The organism is Streptomyces sp. NPDC051907 (assembly GCF_040681075.1).
Lineage (GTDB): Bacteria > Actinomycetota > Actinomycetes > Streptomycetales > Streptomycetaceae > Streptomyces.
In genome coordinates, this window is the sequence record NZ_JBFAYB010000045.1 from 1 (window position 1) to 20,575 (window position 20,575).

Consider the following 20,575-nt stretch of genomic DNA (forward strand, 5'->3'; position numbering starts at 1 on the left):
CGCCTCCCGCCGCTCCGGCCGCCGGATCCGCGCCGGGCTGCTGCGCCGCGGGGCGCTGCGGGCCGTCGTCGCGCTGCCCGCCGGCGCCGCGCCCCCCTACGGCATCCCCCTCCATCTGTGGGTGCTGCGCAAGCCCGACCCGGCCCAGCCCGCCCCGCCCGAGCTGCTGTTCGTCGACACCGCCGAGCTCGCGGGGGCCGCCGGCGGCCGGGACAAGCTCGACTGGCAGGCCGTGCAGAGCGCCGTGCTCGACGCCTGGCAGCCCTTCGACCGGCACGGCACGGTCGACGAGCAGCCCGGCGCCAGCCGTTCCGTCCCCGTCATCGAACTCCTCGACGACGACGTGGACCTGGCCCCGGCCCGCCATGTCCCGCCCCTGGCGGCCGGCGCCGGCGCGGACGAGCTGCTGCGCGTACGGGACCGGCTGACCGACACCCTGCGGCTGACCGGCGAGCTCACCCCCGCGCCCGCCGCGCACGCCGAGCCCGCCCCCTGGCCCGCCACGACCGTCGGCGAACTGGCCCGCGCGGGCGCGCTGGTGCTGCGCGCCGGCGGCGCGGGCAGCGCGAGCGCGGCCACGGCCGCCGACGCCTCCTCGGCCCTCGTCCCCGTGCTCACCGAACAGGACGTCATCGCCGGCGCCGCCCCCTCCGGCACGCTCCCCGAGGGCCCCGACGAGGAGCCCGTGCGCGTCGAGACCGGCGACGTCGTGGTGCCCGTGCTCGGCGGCGGCTCCGTCGTACGCGTCGTCGACGACGCCACCGCCGGCGCCGCGCTCGGCCGCAACCTCCAGCTGCTGCGCCCCGATCCCGCCGCCCTCGACCCCTGGTTCCTCGCCGGCTTCCTGCGCGGCACCGCCAACACCCGGCAGGCCAGCAGCTACGCCTCCACCGCGACCCGGCTCGACGTGCGCCGCCTCCAACTGCCCCGGCTGCCGCTCGCGGACCAGCGGCGCTACGGCGAACGCTTCCGTATGCTCGCCGCCTTCGAGGACGCGCTGCGGCTCGCGGGGCGGCTCGGCGAGCAGTTGGTGCAGGGGCTGTACGACGGCCTGACCGACGGCACGGTCCTGCCGGAGTGACCCCCGGTCCAGCTGGAACGACCGTGGAGTGACACATCGGACAACGGGTCTGCACAACCCCTGACCCGTTGTCTTCGTCGATGTATACGCTTCGGACCGCAGTACCCCATTCCGCCTCGTCCCCAGGCCTTCAGGAGCAGCAATGCACGGCCACGGCTATGCGCCGCCGCAGCCCAAGCGACCGTCGACCGCGGTGCTCGTCGTCCTGCGCACGGTGTTCACGGCCGTCGCGCTGCTCAGCTTCGGGTTCCTGTCCTGGGCCACCATGCTGCGGATCGCGATCATGCGCCGCCGGCGGCTGGACTGGCTGCTGTTCTGGCTCTGCCTCGCGCTGGTGGTCGCCGCGACGGTCGTGATCGGCACGTTCGGTACGGACAGCGAGGTGGAGGCGTCGAAGGCGGAGGATCCGCGTCCGATCGACTATGTGTCCCTCGCGGTGCTGCTCGGGCTGGCCATCGGGGTGCCCACGCACTATCTGGTGGTCGACATCCGGCACCACCAGGCGCCGGGACCCGCCGCCTGGACGCCGCCGCAGGCCGGCTCGCCGTACAACGCGCCGACCGTGCCGTACGGTCTGCCGCCCCAGCACCTCCCGTCCCAGGGCTACGGCTACCCGCCCGCCCAGCCCCATCCCCCGGTCCAGCAGCCCCAACCCCAAACCCATCCGCCGGTCCGGCCCCCGGCGCATCAGCCCCAGACCCATCCGCCGGTCCAGCCCCAGCCGCCCGCCCAGCCCGTCGCCCCCGACAAGCCCCGCATCGACCAGGTCCGCGCCGAGCTCGACGAGCTGAGCGACTACCTCCGGAAGGAGCAGGGACGGTGAACGGACGGGTCATCGCGAGCCGTTACGAGCTCTCGGCCGTCATCGGCCAAGGCGGCATGGGCCAGGTCTGGACGGCGTACGACGGGCGCCTCGACCGCCGTGTCGCCGTGAAGCTGCTCCGCCCCGACCACATGGCCGCCGCCACCGCCGCCGACGAGATGCGCCGCCGCTTCGTCCGCGAGTGCCGGGTCACCGCCCAGGTCTCCCACCCGGGCCTGGTCACCGTCCACGACGCGGGCAGCGACGGCGACGACCTCTACCTCGTCATGCAGTACGTCGAGGGCGCCGACCTCGCCGACCATCTCGCCGAGCACGAGCCCTACCCCTGGCCGTGGGCCGTCTCCGTCGCCGCCCAGCTGTGCGCGGTGCTCGCCGCCGTGCACGCGGTCCCGATCGTCCACCGCGACCTCAAGCCGCGGAACGTGATGGTCAAGCCCGACGGCACGGTCACCGTCCTCGACCTCGGCGTCGCGTCCGTCATCGACACGGACACCACGCGCCTGACGCACACCGGCTCGCCCATCGGCTCTCCCGCCTACATGGCGCCCGAGCAGGCGATGGGCGGCGCGGTCGGCCCGTACACCGATCTGTACGCGCTCGGCGTGCTGCTGCACGAACTGCTCAGCGGCAACGTCCCGTTCGCCGGCTCCACCGCGCTGGGCGTGCTGCACCGCCATCTCTACGAGCCGCCGCTCCCCGTCCGCCAGCTGCGCCCCGAGATACCCGAGCCGCTGGAGGCGCTGGTGCTGCGGCTGCTCGCCAAGGACCCGCAGCACCGCCCGTCCGGGGCGCAGGAGGTGTACGAGGCGCTCGCGCCGCTGCTGCCCAGCCGCGGCACGCCCGCAGGACCGCTCGACCCGACCCGCCCGTTCCTGCGCCCGCACGCTCCCTGGCCGGACCGGGCCGCCGTGCCGCCGCCGCCCGTGGCGCCGCCCCGGCCCGCCGCTCCCCGCCCGGACGTCGCCGCAGCCGTCGACGAGGTCAAGCGGCTCCTCGGCGAGGGCAGCATCACCCAGGCCGTCGACATCCTCGGCGGGATCCTCCCGGCCGCCGCGGCCGAGCACGGCGAGCACTCGCCGGTCGTACGGATCCTGCGCAAGCAGTACGCCACGACGCTGATGGACGACGGCCAGTACCGCCGCGCGCTGCCCGAGCTGCGCCGGCTCGCCGACGACCGGGCGGCGGAGGCGGGCCTGGCCGACCCGCAGACCCTGCAGTTCCGCTATGACGCGGCGCTGTGCCTGGAACAGCTGGGCGAGCCGGCCGCCGCGCTCGCGGAGTACCGCGCGGTCCTGCCGTACTACGAGAACCAGCAGTCGGGCGGCGCGGACGTCGCCCGCGCCTTCGACGTCCGCCACCGCGTCGGGCATCTGCTGCTCGCGGTCGGCGACCACACGGCGGCGCGGCAGCAGCTGCAGACGCTGCTGTACGACGTCGAGCGCGCGTACGGGCCCTACCACCAGCTGGCCCTCGAACTGCGGCGCGGGCTGGAGCGGCAGCAGCAGTTGGGCGGCGGTCACAGCCTCGGCGGTCACAGCCTCGGCGGCCACAGCCTGGGGTGAGCGCAGGCGGGCGTGCGGGGCGTGGCGGTGGCCATTGAGTGCGCGTGCCAGGTGCGCCGGGGCCGCTGAGCAGGCGGGCTGGGCGTGGCGGGGGCCGTTGAGCACGCGTGCCAGGTGTGCCAGGGACCCTGCGTTGAGCGGGCGCAGGCTCAGACCGCCGCAGTCGCCTTCTCCGCTTCGGGCGCGGGCGCCTGGGCCGAGCCGCCCGAGCGCCGTCGGCGCACCAGCGGCAGCAGGCCGACGCCCGCGAGCGCCAGCAGGCCCGCCGTCCCCACCGCCGCGCCGGCCTTCAGCCCCGGCGGCCGGAACGAGCAGTCCACGGTCGTCCGCGTCCCGTCCAGCTCCACGGCCACCAGGCCGAGATAGGAGCCGGCGGGCTCGCCGTCACAGCTCCAGCCCGCGATGCGGGGCGCGGCGAGGACGGCCGTCCCCGTGGCGCCGGGCGGCAGTTCGGCCCGTACGCCCGCCTCGCCGACCTCCACCGAGACCGCGCCCGTCTGCTTCAGCCGGTCCACGGCGGCGGCGAGCTTCGCCGGGTCCAGGCAGCCGAGCGTCGCCCGGGGCCTGCCCTGGCCGCCGGACTTCGCGCGGTAGGCGACCGTCGCGCCGGGGGACTCCACCGTCCCGAGCGAGGTGAGCGCGGCGCGCCGCTTGGGCTGGCCGCCGCGCAGCGTCACCCATGGCGCGTCGCCGAGCCGGGCCTGGCCGGTGAAGTCGGGGGCCCACAGGAACGCCTCGCTGCCGACCGGGCAGACGCCGTCCGCCGCCTCGGCGTAGACGTCCGCGCCGAGCAGCCGCTCCTGGTTGCGGAACGGGTCCGCGTCGTAGCGGTTTTCGCCGCCCGCCGGCCGCACGGTCACCAGCGGCAGCACCATGGCCGCCTCGCTCAGCTGCGGCTGCTGGCCCCGCGCGCCGCGCACGCGCGCCCCGACTGAGAAGAGCGCGTCGGTGACGGGGTTGTCCAGGGACTGCAGGCTGCGCCCGTTGGACGTCCAGCCCGCGCCGAGGGCGGCCCAGGTGCGGGTGAGCACGTCGGGGGTGTGGCTGCTGTAGTACGAGGCGCCCTGGCCGCCCAGCAGCATCGGGTCGTTCCCGCTGATCTGGTCCCGGCCGGGGTCGGTGCGGTAGGCGGGCCAGCCGTCGGCCGACGCGACGGCCGCCGCCCGCCGGCTGTGCTGCTCGCCCCAGGCCGGGTAGTCGTCGAGCCTGCCGAGCTTCATCCGGTCCGCGTACGCGGTCGTCGCCGCGGCCTGCCCGACCAGCGCCCCGCTGAGCAGCACCGCCGCCAGCGCGATATGCCTGCCGCGCCGGGCCAGCGCCAGCCCGGCCACGGCCGCCGCGAGCCCCGCCCCGGCCAGCGGGAACGTCCAGCCGGTCACCAGATCGCTGCCGGCCGCCGCGAGCGCCGTGACCGCCACGACCGCGCCGCCGCCGAGCAGGGCGCGCCGCCCCGGCCACGCGTGCGCGAGGCAGGTCCAGGCGGCGATCACCACGATCCCGGCGAAGACGAACGTCTGCCGGTACGGGCTGCCGTTGGGCGTCGCGAAGACATGCCACACCAGATGCGTCGGCCCCCATTGAAGGGAGAGCAGGGTCGCCGCCGCCAGTGAGGTCCACAGGATCCGCTCGCGCCGGGGCACGGCCCGGTGGAAGGCCAGCGCGCAGGCCAGCAGGACCGTTCCGCCGCCGATGAAGACCGCCGGCGTGAAGAAGCTGTACGTCGCCGGGAGCGTGCGGGCGAACACGTCGGACCAGCCCGCCGGGGCGAACTCCTTCTTCCAGCCCGGGTAGGCGTGCTGCGAGCCGAGGAAGACGGGGACCAGGACGGGCGCGGCCAGCGCGACGCCGAGGAGCACCCGCCAGGCGGCCCGCAGCAGCGCCCGTATCCGCTCGCGCGGCTGTCGCTCCTCCAGCAGCAGCCGCACGACGAGCACCAGCGCCGCGCCGATCACGGCCATATAGGCGGTGTAGAAGTTGGCGATCCAGGCGAGCGCGACGAGCACCGGACCGAGGACGGGCCGCCGCGCCTCGCGCGCCCACTCGCCGACCAGGCACAGCAGCGGGAAGGCGATCAGCCCGTCCAGCCACATGGGGTTGTACGAGCCCTCGACGACCGACCAGCCGCACAGCGCGTAGGAGGCGCCGAGCACCCCGGCCATCCACCGGCGCCCGCCCGGCTCGCCGTCCTCGGCCCCCTCGCCGCCCCCGGCGCGCAGCGTCAGCAGCAGCCAGGTCATGGCGGCCGCGGCGGTCGCCGTCTTCAGCACCGTGATCACGTACACGGCGAGATCGATGTCGTCCCGTGGGAAGAGCCCGACCAGCAGGGAGAACGGGCTGGTCAGATATGTCCCGAGGTCGGGCAGGAAGCTCGTGCCGTACCCGGACTGCCAGTTGAGCAGCACGCCGCCGTCCGCGCGCCCGTGCAGCAGGTCCCACAGATGCGCGTGGAACGGCACGAACTGATTGCCGAGGTCGTTGACGCTGCGGGTGTGCGGGCCGAAGGGGAAGCTGCGCGCGACGGCGTCTCCGGCGCACACGGCCGTCACGGTGATCAGCGCGGCGAGGGCGGCGGCACGGCCGCGCGCGGATTCCAGAATCGACATGATGACTCGAATATGCCAGCGCAGATCGCGAAAACGTGCCACTGGAAGCCCAGTTCACTTGATAGTCGCCTACGCGTCATGCGCCCCATCCATGAGGGACATTCCCATGGGTTGTTGTTCAGGCGTGCTGATCTCGATAGTGGTTCCCTGCTTCAATGAAGAGGAGATCATCGGCCGCTTCCATGAGCATGTGACCGATGAGCTCGACCTGCTGGGGCAGGAATTCGAGCTGGTCTATGTGGACGACGGAAGCCAGGACCGGACGCTCCCCCTTCTTCAGGAGATCGCCGAGGCCGACTCCCGAACCCGCTATGTCTCCTTCAGTCGCAATTTCGGCAAGGAGGCGGCGATGCTCGCCGGCCTCCAGCACGCCGAGGGCGACGCGGTCGTGATCATGGACGCGGACCTCCAGCACCCGCCGGAGCTGGTCCGGCGCATGCTGGCCCTCCACGAGGAGGGCTTCGACCAGGTGATCGCCCGACGCACCCGCAAGGGCGACCGGGTCACCCGCACGGTCACGGCCCGCGCCTACTACTGGATGATCAACCGCTTCGTCGACGTCGAGCTGGTGGACGGCGTGGGCGACTTCCGGCTGCTCTCGCGCCGGACCGTGGACGCGGTCCTGGAGCTCACCGAGTACAACCGCTTCTCCAAGGGCCTCTTCGCCTGGGTCGGCTTCCGCACCACGACGTTCGAGTACGAGAACGCGGTGCGCGAGCAGGGCCGCTCCAAGTGGAGCTTCGGCAAGCTGCTCAACTACGGGCTCGACGGTCTGCTCTCCTTCAACAACAAGCCGCTGCGGGCCGCCCTCTATCTGGGCATGCTGCTGCTCGCCGTCGCCATGGCCTACGCCGCCTGGATCGTGGGCGTCGCCCTGGTCGACGGCGTCGACACGCCCGGCTATGTGACACTGCTGGTGACGGTCATCGCGCTCGCAGGCGTCCAGATGGTGATGCTGGGAGTGGTCGGCGAGTACGTCGGCCGTATCTACTACGAGGTGAAGCGGCGGCCGCACTTTCTGGTGAAGGCGACCAACACCGGCCTGCGTCCGCAGGAAGGAGAGCCGCACACACGCACGGGGGAGCTCGTAAGACGATGACGGTCCGGGTCCAGATGGTCAGATTCGCCCTGGTCGGGGTGGTGAACACCGGGACGTACTACGGCCTGTATCTGGCCCTGCTGAACTGGCTCCCCTATGTGGCGGCGCATGTCGTCGCCTTTGCGCTGAGCATGGTCGGGTCGTTCTTCCTCACCTCGTACTTCACCTATAAGACCCGCCCGACCTGGCGTAAATTCCTGCTCTTCCCGCTCACCAACGCGGCGAACTTCACGGTGACCACCTGCGGCGTCTATCTGCTGGTGGACGTTCTCCACTTCGGCAGCCGCTACGCTCCGCTGATCGCGGCGGCGGCGGCGATCCCGATCACCTTCGTCGTCTCGCGGACGATCATGCTGCGGCCCGAGCGGGCGCCGGCCCCGGTCGAGGCGGAGCGGGTCCCTCAGCGCTGACGCGCGGCGGCGCAGAAGGCGACGCATCCCGGACTGCCGGGGAATCGTTGGTCGAATCAGTGGCCCACGCCACGTCGACTCTCTAGCATCGATCACCGCAGGGTCACTTCACGCCGGGAGGCTCCTTTGCACCGCCGTCGTCGCACCGCGCTCACCGTCTCCGCCGCGCTGCTCGTCGCCGCGCCCCTCCTCGCCGCCTGCGGCAACGAAGCACACCCAGGGGCCGCCGCCGTGGTCGGCGGCGAGCGGATCGAGGTGTCCACCGTCCAGGCGAAGGTGAAGGACGTGCGCACCGCGCAGGCGCGCTCCCCGCAGGCCGACCAGCTGATCAAGGACAGCGGCCAGCTCAGCCGCGCCAAGCTGTACGACCTCATCGTCGACGAGGTCGTCCAGCGCGCCGCCGACGACGCCGGGATCACGGTCTCCCGCAAGGAGATCCAGGAGGGGCGGGCCGCCCTGGCCCAGCAGTCCGGCGGAGAGGAGCAGCTCGCCGGCATGTATCTCCAGCAGCGCGGGGTCGCCCCGGACCAGCTGAACGACGTGGTCCGCCGCGACATCCTGGTCAGCAAGCTGGCCGCCGACCTCGGCGCGACGAACACCCCCGAAGGCCAGGAGAAGCTGAACCGCGCCTTCACCGCCGCCGCCGAGTCGCTCGACATCGACGTGAACCCGCGCTTCGGCGCCTGGGACGACAAGAAGCTGGAGCTCGGCAGCTATAAAGCTCCGTGGATCACGCAGGTGAGCAAGGAGCAGGAGCCCGTCGAGGCGGGCGCGTAGCGCGGGGTAGGTTCGATGGGTGACGAATGAATCACCCGTACCCGGCGCCTCCGGCGCGTCCGAGGCCATAGAGCCGTCCGATGCGTCCGAGGCCCTGGAGCCGTCCGGCGCGCTGGGCCGCATCGTCGTGCTCACCGCCAGCCACCGGGTCGCCCCCGGGCTGCTGTCCTGGCCCGCGTGGCAGACGCTGCGCACGGCGGACCGGGTGCTGTGCGCGGACGCCGGGCACCCGCAGCTGCCCTACCTCGCCGAGGCGGGCGTCGCCGTGGAGCACACGGCCCCCGGCGCGCAGGAGCTCGTCGAGGACTGCGCCGGCGGCCGCACGATCGTCGTCATCCCCTCCGGCGAGGGCGAGCCGGCGCTGACCGACGGGCTGGCCCGGCTGGCCGGGTCCGGCCGGGTCGCGATGCCCGACCTGGAGCTGCTGCCCGGCTCGTACGACCTGCCCGGCGCGCGGCTGCTCGACCTCGTCCAGGTCATGGACCGGATCAGGCGCGAGTGCCCGTGGTCCTCGCGGCAGACGCACAAGGGTCTCGCCAAGTACGGCATCGAGGAGGCGTACGAGCTCGTCGAGGCGATCGAGGACGGCGACCGCGACGAGCTGCGGGAGGAGCTCGGGGACGTGCTGCTCCAGGTCGTCTTCCACGCGCGCATCGCGGAGGAGGGCGCCGAGGGCTCTGACGACGAGGACGAGGATGCCGAGGACGCCGAGCCGTTCTCGATCGACGACGTCGCCGGGACGATCGTCGAGAAGCTGATCCACCGCCATCCGCACGTCTTCGGCGACGAGCGCGCCGAGACGCCGGAGGAGGTCAAGGAGCACTGGCTGCGGACCAAGGCGATCGAGAAGCAGCGCGACTCCGTGACGGACGGCGTGCCGCTGGGGCAGCCCGGCCTCGCGCTGACGGCGAAGCTCGCCTCGCGGGTGCGCACCGCCGGGCTCGACGTGCCGCTGCCGACGGGCGCGGGCGTCGGGTACGAGCTGCTGGCGCTCGCCGTGCGGGCGGAGGCGGCGGGCGTGGACCCGGAGGCGGCCCTGCGCGCGGCGGCGCGCGCGTACCGGGACGCGATCAGGACCGTGGAACAGTGACCCCCGAGCTCTTCAGCTGGGAGTTCGCCACCGATCCGTACCCCGCCTACGCCTGGCTGCGCGAGCACGAGCCGGTGCGCAAGACGCGGCTGCCCAGCGGCGTCGAGGCGTGGCTGGTGACGCGGTACGCCGACGCCCGGCAGGCGCTGGCGGACCAGCGGCTCTCCAAGAACCCGGTGCACCACGCGGAGCCCGCGCACGCCAAGGGGAAGACGGGTATTCCGGGCGAGCGCAAGGCAGAGCTGATGACGCATCTGCTGAACATCGACCCGCCGGACCACACCCGGCTGCGGCGGCTGGTGTCCAAGGCGTTCACCCCCAGCCGCGTCGCCGAATTCGCCCCGCGCGTCCAAGAGCTGACGGACCGTCTCATCGACGGCTTCGCCGCGAGGGGAGAGGCGGACCTGATCCACGAGTTCGCCTTCCCTCTCCCTATCTACGCGATCTGCGACCTGCTCGGCGTCCCGGCGGAGGACCAGGACGACTTCCGCGACTGGGCGGGCATGATGCTGCGCCACACCAAGGCGAGCCAGGGCGGCCCCCGCGGCGGGGTCGCCCGCTCGGTGAAGATGATGCGCGGCTACCTCGCCGAGCTGATCCACCGCAAACGGGAGACCCTGGGACAAGAGGGCTCGGACGACCTGATCTCGGGCCTGATCCGCGCCTCGGACCACGGCGAGCATCTGACGGAGAACGAGGCCGCGGCTATGGCCTTCATCCTGTTGTTCGCCGGCTTCGAGACGACCGTGAACCTGATCGGGAACGGGGTGTACGCGCTGCTGCGCAACCCCGGGGAGCGGGACCGGCTCCAGGCGTCCCTCGCGGCGGGGGAGACGGGTCTGCTCGCCTCCGGCGTGGAGGAACTCCTGCGCTACGACGGGCCGGTGGAGATCGCCACCTGGCGGTTCGCCACCGAGAAGCTGAGCCTCGGCGGGCAGCGGATCGAGGCCGGAGACCCCGTCCTGGTGGTGCTCGCCGCCGCCGACCGGGACCCCGAGCGGTTCGCCGAGCCCGACGCCCTCGATCTGTCGAGAAGCGACAACAAGCACCTCGGATACGGCCACGGCATCCACTACTGCCTCGGCGCCCCGCTCGCCCGGCTGGAAGGGCAGACCGCCATCGCGACGCTGCTCAGGAGGGCGCCGGACTTGCGGCTTGCGGGCGATCCGGACGATTTGCGGTGGCGTGGGGGTCTCATTATGCGTGGATTGCGCACTCTGCCGGTTGAGTTCACACCCCAGCAGAACTGACGGTCCATCATGTTCGTGACTTTCACGTGATCTCCGCTGCATCGACTTGTGACTCGCGTTCGAATGCCGCTACGTTCACCGTCGATCCAAGCTGTCACGCGAAAGGCAACCGCATGCGCTCCGGGAACGGACGGCACCGCCGACCCCGTCAGGCTCCGGCCCTCGTCGTCGCGGCAGGGGTGACGGGATCGGCCATCGCGATCCCGCTGCTCGGCGCGACCTCGGCCTCGGCCGCCGACGGCACCACATGGGACCGCGTCGCCGAGTGCGAGAGCAGCGGCATGTGGAGCGCCGACCTCGGCAACGGGTACTACGGCGGGCTCCAGCTCTCCCAGGAGACGTGGGAGACCTACGGCGGCACGGCGTACGCGCCGCGCGCCGACCTCGCGAGCCGCACCGAGCAGATAGCCGTGGCCGAGATGGTCCTGGCCGCGCAGGGGCCGGACGCCTGGCCCGGCTGCTCGTCCATCGCCGGACTGAAGATCGCGGGATCGGCCGACGGCGTCACCGCCCAGCCGACGCCGCGGCCGAGCGCCCCGATCGACCAGCCCTCCGGCGAGCCGACCGGCGAGGCGGCCGAGACCACCTCCGACAAGCCGGAGAAGGAGTCGTCCTCCGACGAGCCGGCGGCCCCCTCGAAGCCGGAGCAGTCCGCCCAGCCGAGCGCGCCCGCCCGCAGCGAGGAGAGCGCCGAGCCCTCCAAGGGCGCGACCCCCGAGTCGGGCTCCGGCGCCGGGAAGCACCGCGGCGAGCCGGCGCCCGAGGGGACCGAGTCGGGCAATACGGACAATGAGCGTGAAAGCGGCCGACATGCCTCACGGGGTGACGGTTCAACACGTGAGCCTGCGAATGCGGACACTTCGCCCGGCGAGTACACGGTCCGCACCGGCGACAGCCTGTGGACCATCGCCGACGAGCAGGAGGTGCCCGGCGGCTGGACCGCGCTCTACGAGGCGAACCGGAAGGCCGTCGGCGAGGACCCGGACCTGATCCTTCCTGGCCAGAGCCTCGATCTGGACCACTCCTCCGACCCGAAGTAGCGGCAGTTCGCGGGCTTATGTCCGTTCTGTGTAAGTGAGACAAGGGTCTCTTTGTCCTAACTGGCGTGGCTCGCCTACCGAATGTGCACACTTCGCCCCCGACCTGCGGAAATGTAATCGCCCCAAAGGGCGGAAAGGGCGATTTCTCCCCGATGTTCGTCTTTGAACATCGGGGAGCGGTGTGTCTACGGTCTGACCGCTCGCCATCGCGGGCACCGCTGACCGTCACGCCGAATCCTGCCGTCGGTCGGGGGGACCAGTCGTCGCGTCATGCGCCGAAGGCAGGAGCGGGGGACCCAGGTAAGCGCCGCCCCCCGGCCGTTGCTGACGAACGGCCGTGGAACGGCTTGGGGTGAAGCCGCGCGCTAGGTCGCGCGGCCGGGCAACTCATCTGGCCCGAACCCGACAGCTCACCTCGTAGGCGTCGGTGAGGAGATGTCCCATGCTGTTCTCCAGCAAGTCCAAGCACCGTCGTCCCTCGAAGGCCACCCGCATCGCCACGCTCGCCGGCATCACGGGTGCGGCCGTCGCCGCCCCGCTGCTCGGCGCCACCTCCGCCTCCGCCGCGACCGCCTCCGAGTGGGACACCGTCGCCCAGTGCGAGTCCGGCGGCGACTGGTCCATCAACACCGGCAACGGCTTCTACGGCGGCCTGCAGTTCTCCGCCTCCACCTGGGCCGCGTACGGCGGCACCGCGTACGCCGCGACCGCCGACCAGGCGTCGAAGTCGCAGCAGATCCAGGTCGCCGAGAAGGTCCTCGCGGGCCAGGGCAAGGGCGCGTGGCCGCACTGCGGCGTGGGCCTGTCCGACGCCGCGTACACCGGCGCCGCGGAGAAGGCCGCCCCGGCTCCGGCCAAGCCCGCCGCTCCGAAGCGCGCCGAGGCGCCCACGACCCGCTCCGAGCGCCCCGCGGCGCCGGCGAAGGCGAAGGCCGTGAAGAAGGGCGACGGCGAGTACAAGGTCAAGGCCGGTGACACGCTGGGCTCGATCGCCGAGGAGAAGAAGGTCGAGGGCGGCTGGAAGAAGCTGTTCGACCTGAACAAGGACGTCGTGGACGACGCGAATGTGATCTACCCGGGTCAGCTGCTTCACCTGAGCTGATCTGGTGTGGGGCGTGCCCCGCGAGACCCGGTGGACCCGGCGGCCCACCGGTGCTCGCGGGGCACTGCTCTGCGCGGACGCGCCCCCCGTCCCCGGGGGCTCCGCCCCCGGACCCCCGCGCCTCAATCGCCGGCGAGGCTGATTTGGGGCGCTGCCCCGGACCCCGCGCCTCAATCGCCGGCGGGGCTGAATGTCGGTCGCCTCAAACGCCGGCGGGGCTGGATGTGCCCGGGAAACCCAGCCCGTCCGGCGATTGAGGACACGGCCGAAGGCCGTACGGGGGCGCAGCCCCCCGAGGCAACGGTGACATGCCCTGTGCGGGCTGCCCGCGGGGCGCTGCCCCGGACCCCGCGCCTCAAACTCCCCCAGACTTCGTCCGGGGGGACCCCCACGGGGCTTGGTTTGCGGCTCAAGCGCCCACGGGGCTGGATGTACCCGGCGAGGCTGAGTGTGCGCGGCCGGGCTGAGGTAGGGCCGGTATACGCGGAGCGATTCGCGTTACTCATAAGTAGATGTCGGCTGCTTTGTCCCATATCCCCGCCCTTCACGCCGTTTTTCGTCCCAGCGGGCGGGCATCGGCTGGCCGAGGGTCCGCAGCCGGTTAGGCTCTTGTCGCAAGGCCAAAGAGACCTTGCGTATAGCGTCACATCCCAGAAGGAGATGCTCGTGCCGTCCATCGACGTCGTCGTAGCCCGGGAAATCCTGGACTCCCGAGGCAACCCCACGGTCGAGGTCGAGGTTGGCCTCGACGACGGCAGCACCGGCCGTGCTGCTGTCCCGTCCGGCGCCTCCACCGGTGCGTTCGAGGCTCTTGAGCTCCGCGACGGTGACCAGAACCGCTACCTCGGCAAGGGCGTCGAGAAGGCCGTCCTCGCCGTCATCGAGCAGATCGGCCCGGAGCTCGTCGGCTACGACGCCACCGAGCAGCGCCTGATCGACCAGGCGATGTTCGACCTGGACGCCACCCCGGACAAGTCCTCCCTCGGCGCCAACGCCATCCTCGGCGTCTCCCTCGCCGTCGCGCACGCCGCCTCCGAGGCGTCCGACCTGCCGCTTTTCCGCTACCTCGGCGGCCCGAACGCGCACCTGCTGCCCGTTCCGATGATGAACATCCTGAACGGCGGCTCGCACGCCGACTCCAATGTGGACATCCAGGAGTTCATGATCGCGCCGATCGGCGCGGAGTCCTTCTCCGAGGCCCTGCGCTGGGGCGCGGAGGTCTACCACACCCTCAAGTCCGTCCTGAAGACCAAGGGCCTGTCCACCGGTCTCGGCGACGAGGGCGGCTTCGCCCCGAACCTCGGCTCCAACCGCGAGGCGCTCGACCTCATCCTCGAGGCGATCAAGCAGGCCGGCTACGCCCCGGGCAAGGACATCGCGCTCGCGCTCGACGTCGCCGCGTCCGAGTTCTACAAGGACGGCAAGTACGAGTTCGAGGGCAAGTCCCGCTCGGCCGCCGAGATGACCGAGTACTACGCGGAGCTCGTCGCCGCGTACCCGCTCGTCTCCATCGAGGACCCGCTGTTCGAGGACGACTGGGACGGCTGGAAGACCATCACCGACAAGCTCGGCGCGAAGGTCCAGATCGTCGGCGACGACCTGTTCGTCACCAACCCGGAGCGTCTGGCCCGCGGCATCGAGGAGGGCTCCGCCAACGCCCTGCTGGTCAAGGTCAACCAGATCGGCTCGCTGACCGAGACGCTGGACGCCGTCGAGCTCGCCCAGCGCAACGGCTTCAAGTGCATGATGTCCCACCGCTCGGGCGAGACCGAGGACGTCACCATCGCCGACCTCGCCGTCGCCGTGAACTGCGGTCAGATCAAGACCGGCGCCCCGGCCCGCTCGGACCGCGTCGCCAAGTACAACCAGCTGCTGCGCATCGAGGAGATCCTCGACGACGCCGCGGTGTACGCGGGCCGCTCGGCGTTCCCCCGCTTCAAGGGCTGATCGGGCTCACTGCCCCAAGCCTCCGTACGTCCCCGGTCGCGGTCCCGTACCGTGTCCGGGGACGTACGCGCGTAATAGGGGAGGCGAGACGATGGCACGCAGCGGGGACCAGGACCGGTTCTCCACGGCGACCAGGCTGCGGCTGCTCGGAGAGCAGACCGCGGCCCGCGTCTACCGGTCCCAGAGCCGCAGGCAGGCCCGCCGGTCCCGGCTGACCGGCCGCGCGGCCTTCCTCGCGCTCATCGTCTGCTCGATGGTCGTCGCGCTCGCGTATCCGATGCGCCAGTACGTCTCCCAGCGCGCCGACATGGCCGACCAGGAGCGCAGGATGGCCGAGGCGCGGGAGCGGGTCGAGGAGCTGCGCGACGAGAAGGCGCGGCTCCAGGACGACCGGTACATCCAGCGGCTGGCCCGTGAGCACCTGCACTACGTGCTCCCGGGGGAGACCGGCTACACGGTGATCGACCCCGAGGCCGCCGAGCAGCGCCGTACCGACGAAGGGGCGGCGGACCGCCCCTGGTACTCCAACGTCTGGGACGGCGTGGACCGCGCCGACCGCGGCCAGGCCCAGCAGCGGTAGCCGCACCGAGACGACCACCACCCCCAGTACCGCAAGACCACCACCGCAGAACCGCACCGCAGAACCGCAGAACCGCAGAAGCGAACAGGCAGGCATGGAAACCCCTCCTCCCACCACCGAACACACCGAGCCGACCGACGCGGACATCGCCGCGTTCAAGGACCAGCTCGGCCGCCCGCCGCGCGGTCTGCGGGCCATCGCGCACCGCTGCCCCTGCGGCCAGCCGAGCGTCGTCGAGACCGCGCCGAGGCTGCCCGACGGCACGCCGTTCCCGACGCTCTACTACCTGACCTGCCCGCGCGCCGCCTCCGCGATCGGCACGCTGGAGGCCAACGGCGTGATGAAGGAGATGCAGGCCCGGCTGGCCGAGGACCCCGAGCTGGCCTCCGCCTACCGCGCCGCGCACGAGGACTACATCGCCCGCCGCGACGCGGTCGAGGTGCTCGCGGGCTTCCCGAGCGCGGGCGGCATGCCGGACCGGGTGAAGTGCCTGCACGTGCTGGTCGCCCACTCGCTGGCCGCCGGCCCCGGGGTCAATCCGCTGGGCGACGAGGCGATCGAGATGCTGCCGCAGTGGTGGGCGAAGGGGCCGTGCGTGTCCCCGTGCACGGACGAGGGCTGATCCCCTCTCTCCCCTACTCCGCGCGACGCGCCCCCGCCGCCGGTTCCACGACTCTCAGGAGAACCCCATGACCCGGGTCGCCGCCATCGACTGCGGTACCAACTCCATCCGTCTGCTGGTCGCCGACGCCGACCCCGCCACCGGCGAGCTCGTCGATCTCGACCGCCGTATGACCATCGTCCGCCTGGGCCAGGGCGTCGACCGCACGGGCCGGCTGGCGCCCGAGGCGCTGGAGCGGACCTTCGCGGCCTGCCGCGAGTACGCCGCCGTCATCGCGGAGCACGGCGCGCAGAAGATCCGCTTCGTGGCGACCTCCGCCTCGCGCGACGCCTCCAACCGGGACGACTTCGTCCGCGGAGTGGTCGACATCCTGGGCGTGGAGCCCGAGGTGATCAGCGGGGACCAGGAGGCGGAGTTCTCCTTCATGGGGGCCACCAAGGAGCTGCCGGGCCATGAGGAGCGGCTGGTCGTGGACATCGGCGGCGGCTCGACGGAGTTCGTCGTCGGGCACGAGCACGTCGAGGCGGCGCGGTCCGTGGACATCGGCTGCGTACGGCTGACCGAGCGCCACATCCGGCACGATCCGCCGACGCCCGCAGAGGTCGCCGCGGTCCGCGCGGACATCGAGGCGGCCCTCGACCTGGCGGAGCAGACCGTGCCGATCCGGGAGGCGCGGACGCTGGTCGGCCTGGCCGGCTCGGTGACGACGGTGGCGGCCATCGCGCTGGGCCTCGACGCGTACGACTCGACGCGCATCCACCACGCGCGGATCTCCCACGACACGGTCAGGGAGGTCAGCGACGCGCTGCTGCGCGAGGACCACGAGCAGCGGGCGAAGCACGGCGCGATGCATCCGGGGCGGGTGGACGTGATCGCCGCGGGCGCTCTGGTACTGCTCTCGATCATGGAGCGGATCGGGGTCCCGGAGGTCGTCGTGAGCGAGCACGACATCCTCGACGGGATCGCCTGGTCGGTGGCGTAGAGCCGTTCCCGGGCCCTTACGGGGCCCTTACGCGGCCGTTCTCCGACCCTCCCTGAAAGAAGTTCGTGAAGTTCTTCACAAGGAAAAGCCCCCTGATGAGGGCCGTGGAGGGCCGAAAGCGCCCCGCAGGGGGCCCGTTAGGGGCGGGGAGGCGCATTCCGGTTGGTTCGGGGTGCGTTACGGGGGTGTGGCGCGGGAGGCCGGTTCGGGCCGGGGCGGCCCCTTAGGGGCCAGCTCACGAGGGGCGAACAACGTTTGCCGTTACACCGTGGTTCCCCTTCGCCGCCATGACCTCGGTCACGTGGGCCGCGCAGTGTAGCAGAGGAGGGTCCAGACCTTGTGAAGGGGCTCACGAGCGCCCCCTCTGAGGGGGGTGGATACTCGATGGCATGAGCACCACGGAGCGTCCCAGGATCCTCGTAGTAGGCGGTGGGTACGTAGGCCTGTACGCAGCTCGACGCATCCAGAAGAAGATGCGCTACGGCGAGGCGACCGTCACGGTCGTCGACCCGCGCTCGTACATGACGTACCAGCCCTTCCTCCCCGAAGCTGCTGCCGGCAGCATCTCGCCTCGGCATGTCGTCGTCCCGCTGCGACGCGTGCTGCCCAAGGCCGAGGTCCTCACCGGCCGCGTCACGACCATCGACCAGGACCGCAAGGTCGCCACGATCTCGCCGCTGGTCGGCGAGGCGTACGAGCTGCCCTTCGACTACCTGGTCGTCGCGCTCGGCGCGATCTCCCGTACCTTCCCGATCCCCGGCCTCGCCGAGCAGGGCATCGGCATGAAGGGCATCGAGGAGGCCATCGGCCTGCGCAACCACGTCCTGGAGCAGCTGGACAAGGCTGACTCGACGACCGACGAGGACGTCCGCCGCAAGGCGCTGACCTTCGTCTTCGTGGGCGGCGGCTTCGCCGGCGCGGAGACCATAGGCGAGGTCGAGGACCTGGCGCGGGACGCCGCGAAGTACTACTCCAGCGTGAAGCGCGAGGACATGCGCTTCATCCTGGTCGACGCCGCGGACAAGATCCTCCCCGAGGTCGGCCCGAAGCTCGGCCAGTACGGCAAGGAGCACCTGGAGGGCCGCGGGGTCGAGGTCTACCTCTCGACGTCGATGGACTCCTGCGTGGACGGCCATGTCGTGCTGAAGAACGGCCTCGAGGTCGACTCCAACACCATCGTGTGGACCGCGGGCGTCAAGCCGAACCCGGCGCTGGCCCGCTACGGCCTGCCGCTCGGCCCGCGCGGCCACGTGGACTGCGCGACCACGCTGCAGGTGCAGGGCACCGACTGCATCTGGGCCGCGGGCGACAACGCCCAGGTTCCGGACCTCGCGGCCCGCAAGGCCGGCGTCGAGAACGCCTGGTGCCCGCCGAACGCCCAGCACGCGCTGCGCCAGGCGAAGGTCCTCGGAGACAACGTGATCTCCGGTATGCGGGGCTTCCCGCAGAAGGACTACAGCCACGCCAACAAGGGTGCGGTGGCCGGTCTCGGCCTGCACAAGGGCGTCGCGATGATCGTCATGGGCAAGATGAAGATCAAGCTGCGCGGCCGCCTGGCGTGGTACATGCACCGTGGCTACCACGGCATGGCGATGCCGACCTGGAACCGCAAGATCCGCGTCTTCGCGGACTGGACGCTGGCGGTCTTCCTCAAGCGCGAGGTGGTCTCGCTCGGCGCCATGGAGACGCCGCGCGAGGAGTTCTACGAGGCTGCCAAGCCCACCCCCGCGCCGGCCCCGGCGGCGGCTTCCGCCAAGCCCGAGGCCGAGAAGGCGAAGGCTTCCTAGCCCGGCTCTACCCCGAAGGGGCCGCCCGCCATCCGTGGTGCGGGCGGCCCCTTCGGCGTACTCGGGGCCCCTGAGAGCTGCTCAGGGGCCCTTCGGCGTGTTCAGGCGCCTCCCGGGTTCCTTCCGTGGGCCTTCGGCTGTCTTTCCCCTGTCTTTCCAGGGCGCCGTGCCCCGAATGCGCGATGCCGGGAAGCACGCACAGTGGTCGGAATGTTCACTGAGAGGCATCCCCCACGCCCGTGCGGCGCGTGGCGGGGAGACGAACTGGGAAACACCGTCACGGAGGTGTGCGCCATGGCCGATGCCGCGTTGCGGCTGTCCTCTCTCGCCGAGGAGCTGCTGGGGGGTCCGCTCCCGGTCCGGATCCGGGCCTGGGACGGCAGCGAGCACGGACCCCCGGACGCTCCCACTCTCGTCGTCAGGAACCGGCGCGCTGTGCGGCGGCTGCTGTGGAAGCCCGGCGAGCTCGGGCTCGTCCGGGGCTGGGTGGCCGGGGAGATCGACGTCGAGGGGGATCTGTACCACGCCCTCGATCTGCTCGCCGGCGTCGTCTGGGAGCGCCCCGACGCGGCGCCCGTCCACGCCGTCCGCGACCCGCGGCTGCGCGCCGCCGCCCGCGCGCTGATCAAGATCGGAGGCGCGCTGCCGCCGCCCCCGCCGCCCGCCGAGGAGGCGCGCCGCCGCCGCGGCTCGTTGCACAGCAAGAACCGCGACAGACAGGCGATCAGCCACCACTACGACGTCGGCAACGACTTCTACGAGCTCGTCCTCGGCCCGTCCATGGTCTACTCCTGCGCCTACTGGGAGGACGCCGGAACCCTCGAGGACGCCCAGCGCGACAAGCTCGACCTCGTCTGCCGCAAGCTCGGGCTCACGGAGGGCGTCCGGCTCCTGGACGTCGGCTGCGGCTGGGGCTCGATGGCCATCCACGCCGCCCGCGAGTACGGCGCGCAGGTCACCGGAGTGACCCTCTCGCGGGAGCAGGCCGCCTACGCCCGCAAGCGCATCGCGGAGGAGGGCCTCACCGACCGGATCGAGATCCGCGTTCAGGACTACCGCGATGTCAGGGACGGCCCGTACGACGCGATCTCCTCCATCGGCATGGCCGAACACGTCGGCGCGGTCCGCTACCGCGAGTACGCCGACCAGCTCTTCGCCCTGCTGAGACCCGGCGGCCGGCTGCTCAACCACCAGATCGCCCGCCGTCCCGAGCAGGACGAGTCGTCGTACCGCGTCGACGAGTTCATCGACCGGTACGTCTTCCCCGACGGCGAGCTCTCCCCGCTCGGCCCGACCGTCGCGACGCTCGAGGACGCCGGGTTCGAGGTCCGCGACGTCGAGGCGATTCGCGAGCACTACGCCCTCACCCTGCGCCGCTGGGTCGCCAGCCTGGAGAGGCACTGGCCGCAGGCCATCCGGCTGACCACGCCCGGCCGGGCCCGCGTCTGGCGGCTCTACATGGCCGCCTCGGCGGTCTCCTTCGAGCGCAACCGCATCGGCGTCAACCAGGTCCTCGCGGTCAGGACTCCGCACAGCGGTCGCTCCGGGATGCCTCTGCGGGCGCGCACCTGGAACTGATCCGCAGGGGCAGGGGCCGGTCGGGACGGACGCCGGAGCGGGCCCGGATGCTTGCCGAGGCCGGGCGGGATGCACGCCGGAGCCGGCCCGGACGGACGCCGATGCCAGCCCGGACGCACAGCCGGAGCCGGCCCGGACAGACGCCGGAATCGAAACAGATCCGCCCGCCGCAGCCGATCCGTACGCACGAAGGGCCCCGCTCTCGCGGGGCCCTTCGTCGTCGTCGCGCCGCTCTCGCAGCC

General features: G+C 72.1%; 17 protein-coding genes and 1 riboswitch. Of the genes, 16 read left to right on the top strand and 1 reads right to left on the bottom strand.

The genetic code is table 11. The features are described 5' to 3' along the window. The 3 genes from AB0M39_RS22740 to AB0M39_RS22750 form a co-directional block, all read left to right on the top strand. Window positions 1-1,081: N-6 DNA methylase (locus AB0M39_RS22740; RefSeq protein ID WP_365367128.1), on the top strand; the 1,081-nt coding region annotated here is incomplete at its 5' end. Window positions 1,082-1,223: 142 nt separating this feature from the next. Beyond that, the gene (locus AB0M39_RS22745; protein ID WP_365367130.1) at window positions 1,224-1,904 is read left to right on the top strand and encodes a hypothetical protein; all 681 of its coding nucleotides are present in this window, start codon (window positions 1,224-1,226) and stop codon (window positions 1,902-1,904) included. After that, window positions 1,901-3,466 (top strand): protein kinase, encoded by a 1,566-nt coding sequence (locus AB0M39_RS22750; protein ID WP_365367132.1) that lies wholly within the window; start codon window positions 1,901-1,903, stop codon window positions 3,464-3,466. The genes AB0M39_RS22745 and AB0M39_RS22750 overlap by 4 nt, the downstream gene beginning before the upstream one ends. Window positions 3,467-3,615: 149 nt before the next feature. On the opposite strand, the gene AB0M39_RS22755 is transcribed toward AB0M39_RS22750, so the two are convergent. Further along, window positions 3,616-6,069, bottom strand: a complete 2,454-nt coding sequence (locus AB0M39_RS22755; protein WP_365367134.1) for a YfhO family protein — start codon at window positions 6,067-6,069, stop codon at window positions 3,616-3,618. Between the two features lie 124 nt (window positions 6,070-6,193). Between AB0M39_RS22755 and AB0M39_RS22760 the strand changes: the two genes are divergently transcribed. The 13 genes from AB0M39_RS22760 (at window position 6,194) to AB0M39_RS22820 (ending at window position 20,333) form a co-directional block, all read left to right on the top strand. Further along, window positions 6,194-7,168 carry a glycosyltransferase family 2 protein gene (locus tag AB0M39_RS22760; RefSeq protein ID WP_365367136.1) on the top strand — a complete coding sequence of 325 codons (975 nt, stop codon included), beginning with the start codon at window positions 6,194-6,196 and terminating at the stop codon, window positions 7,166-7,168. Beyond that, window positions 7,165-7,578: a GtrA family protein gene (locus AB0M39_RS22765; protein ID WP_365367138.1), complete on the top strand. Its 414-nt coding sequence runs from the start codon at window positions 7,165-7,167 to the stop codon at window positions 7,576-7,578. The genes AB0M39_RS22760 and AB0M39_RS22765 overlap by 4 nt, the downstream gene beginning before the upstream one ends. 126 nt (window positions 7,579-7,704) lie before the next feature. Continuing rightward, on the top strand, window positions 7,705-8,355 hold the full coding sequence (locus tag AB0M39_RS22770) for a SurA N-terminal domain-containing protein (RefSeq protein ID WP_365367140.1): 651 nt from the start codon (window positions 7,705-7,707) through the stop codon (window positions 8,353-8,355). Window positions 8,356-8,449: 94 nt separating this feature from the next. After that, the gene (locus AB0M39_RS22775; RefSeq protein ID WP_365367228.1) at window positions 8,450-9,445 is read left to right on the top strand and encodes a nucleoside triphosphate pyrophosphohydrolase; all 996 of its coding nucleotides are present in this window, start codon (window positions 8,450-8,452) and stop codon (window positions 9,443-9,445) included. After that, window positions 9,442-10,695: a cytochrome P450 gene (locus tag AB0M39_RS22780; RefSeq protein WP_365367142.1), complete on the top strand. Its 1,254-nt coding sequence runs from the start codon at window positions 9,442-9,444 to the stop codon at window positions 10,693-10,695. The genes AB0M39_RS22775 and AB0M39_RS22780 overlap by 4 nt, the downstream gene beginning before the upstream one ends. A 113-nt stretch (window positions 10,696-10,808) precedes the next feature. Next, window positions 10,809-11,735, top strand: a complete 927-nt coding sequence (locus AB0M39_RS22785) for a transglycosylase family protein (RefSeq protein WP_365367144.1) — start codon at window positions 10,809-10,811, stop codon at window positions 11,733-11,735. 263 nt (window positions 11,736-11,998) lie between these two features. Then, a riboswitch (cyclic di-AMP (ydaO/yuaA leader) is annotated at window positions 11,999-12,174 on the top strand. Between the two features lie 3 nt (window positions 12,175-12,177). Then, window positions 12,178-12,837 (top strand): transglycosylase family protein, encoded by a 660-nt coding sequence (locus AB0M39_RS22790; protein WP_365367146.1) that lies wholly within the window; start codon window positions 12,178-12,180, stop codon window positions 12,835-12,837. A 666-nt stretch (window positions 12,838-13,503) separates the two neighbouring features. Next, window positions 13,504-14,784, top strand: a complete 1,281-nt coding sequence (gene eno, locus AB0M39_RS22795; RefSeq protein WP_365367148.1) for a phosphopyruvate hydratase — start codon at window positions 13,504-13,506, stop codon at window positions 14,782-14,784. Window positions 14,785-14,875: 91 nt separating this feature from the next. Next, window positions 14,876-15,364, top strand: a complete 489-nt coding sequence (locus tag AB0M39_RS22800; protein WP_365367150.1) for a septum formation initiator family protein — start codon at window positions 14,876-14,878, stop codon at window positions 15,362-15,364. Between the two features lie 94 nt (window positions 15,365-15,458). Further along, entirely contained in the window at window positions 15,459-15,986 is a 528-nt protein-coding gene (locus AB0M39_RS22805) for a DUF501 domain-containing protein (protein ID WP_365367152.1), read from the top strand. A 67-nt stretch (window positions 15,987-16,053) separates the two neighbouring features. After that, the gene (locus AB0M39_RS22810; protein ID WP_365367154.1) at window positions 16,054-16,968 is read left to right on the top strand and encodes a Ppx/GppA phosphatase family protein; all 915 of its coding nucleotides are present in this window, start codon (window positions 16,054-16,056) and stop codon (window positions 16,966-16,968) included. Between the two features lie 389 nt (window positions 16,969-17,357). Further along, window positions 17,358-18,755 carry an NAD(P)/FAD-dependent oxidoreductase gene (locus tag AB0M39_RS22815; protein ID WP_365367156.1) on the top strand — a complete coding sequence of 466 codons (1,398 nt, stop codon included), beginning with the start codon at window positions 17,358-17,360 and terminating at the stop codon, window positions 18,753-18,755. Between the two features lie 294 nt (window positions 18,756-19,049). Further along, on the top strand, window positions 19,050-20,333 hold the full coding sequence (locus AB0M39_RS22820; protein WP_365367158.1) for a cyclopropane-fatty-acyl-phospholipid synthase family protein: 1,284 nt from the start codon (window positions 19,050-19,052) through the stop codon (window positions 20,331-20,333). Window positions 20,334-20,575: the final 242 nt, after the last annotated feature.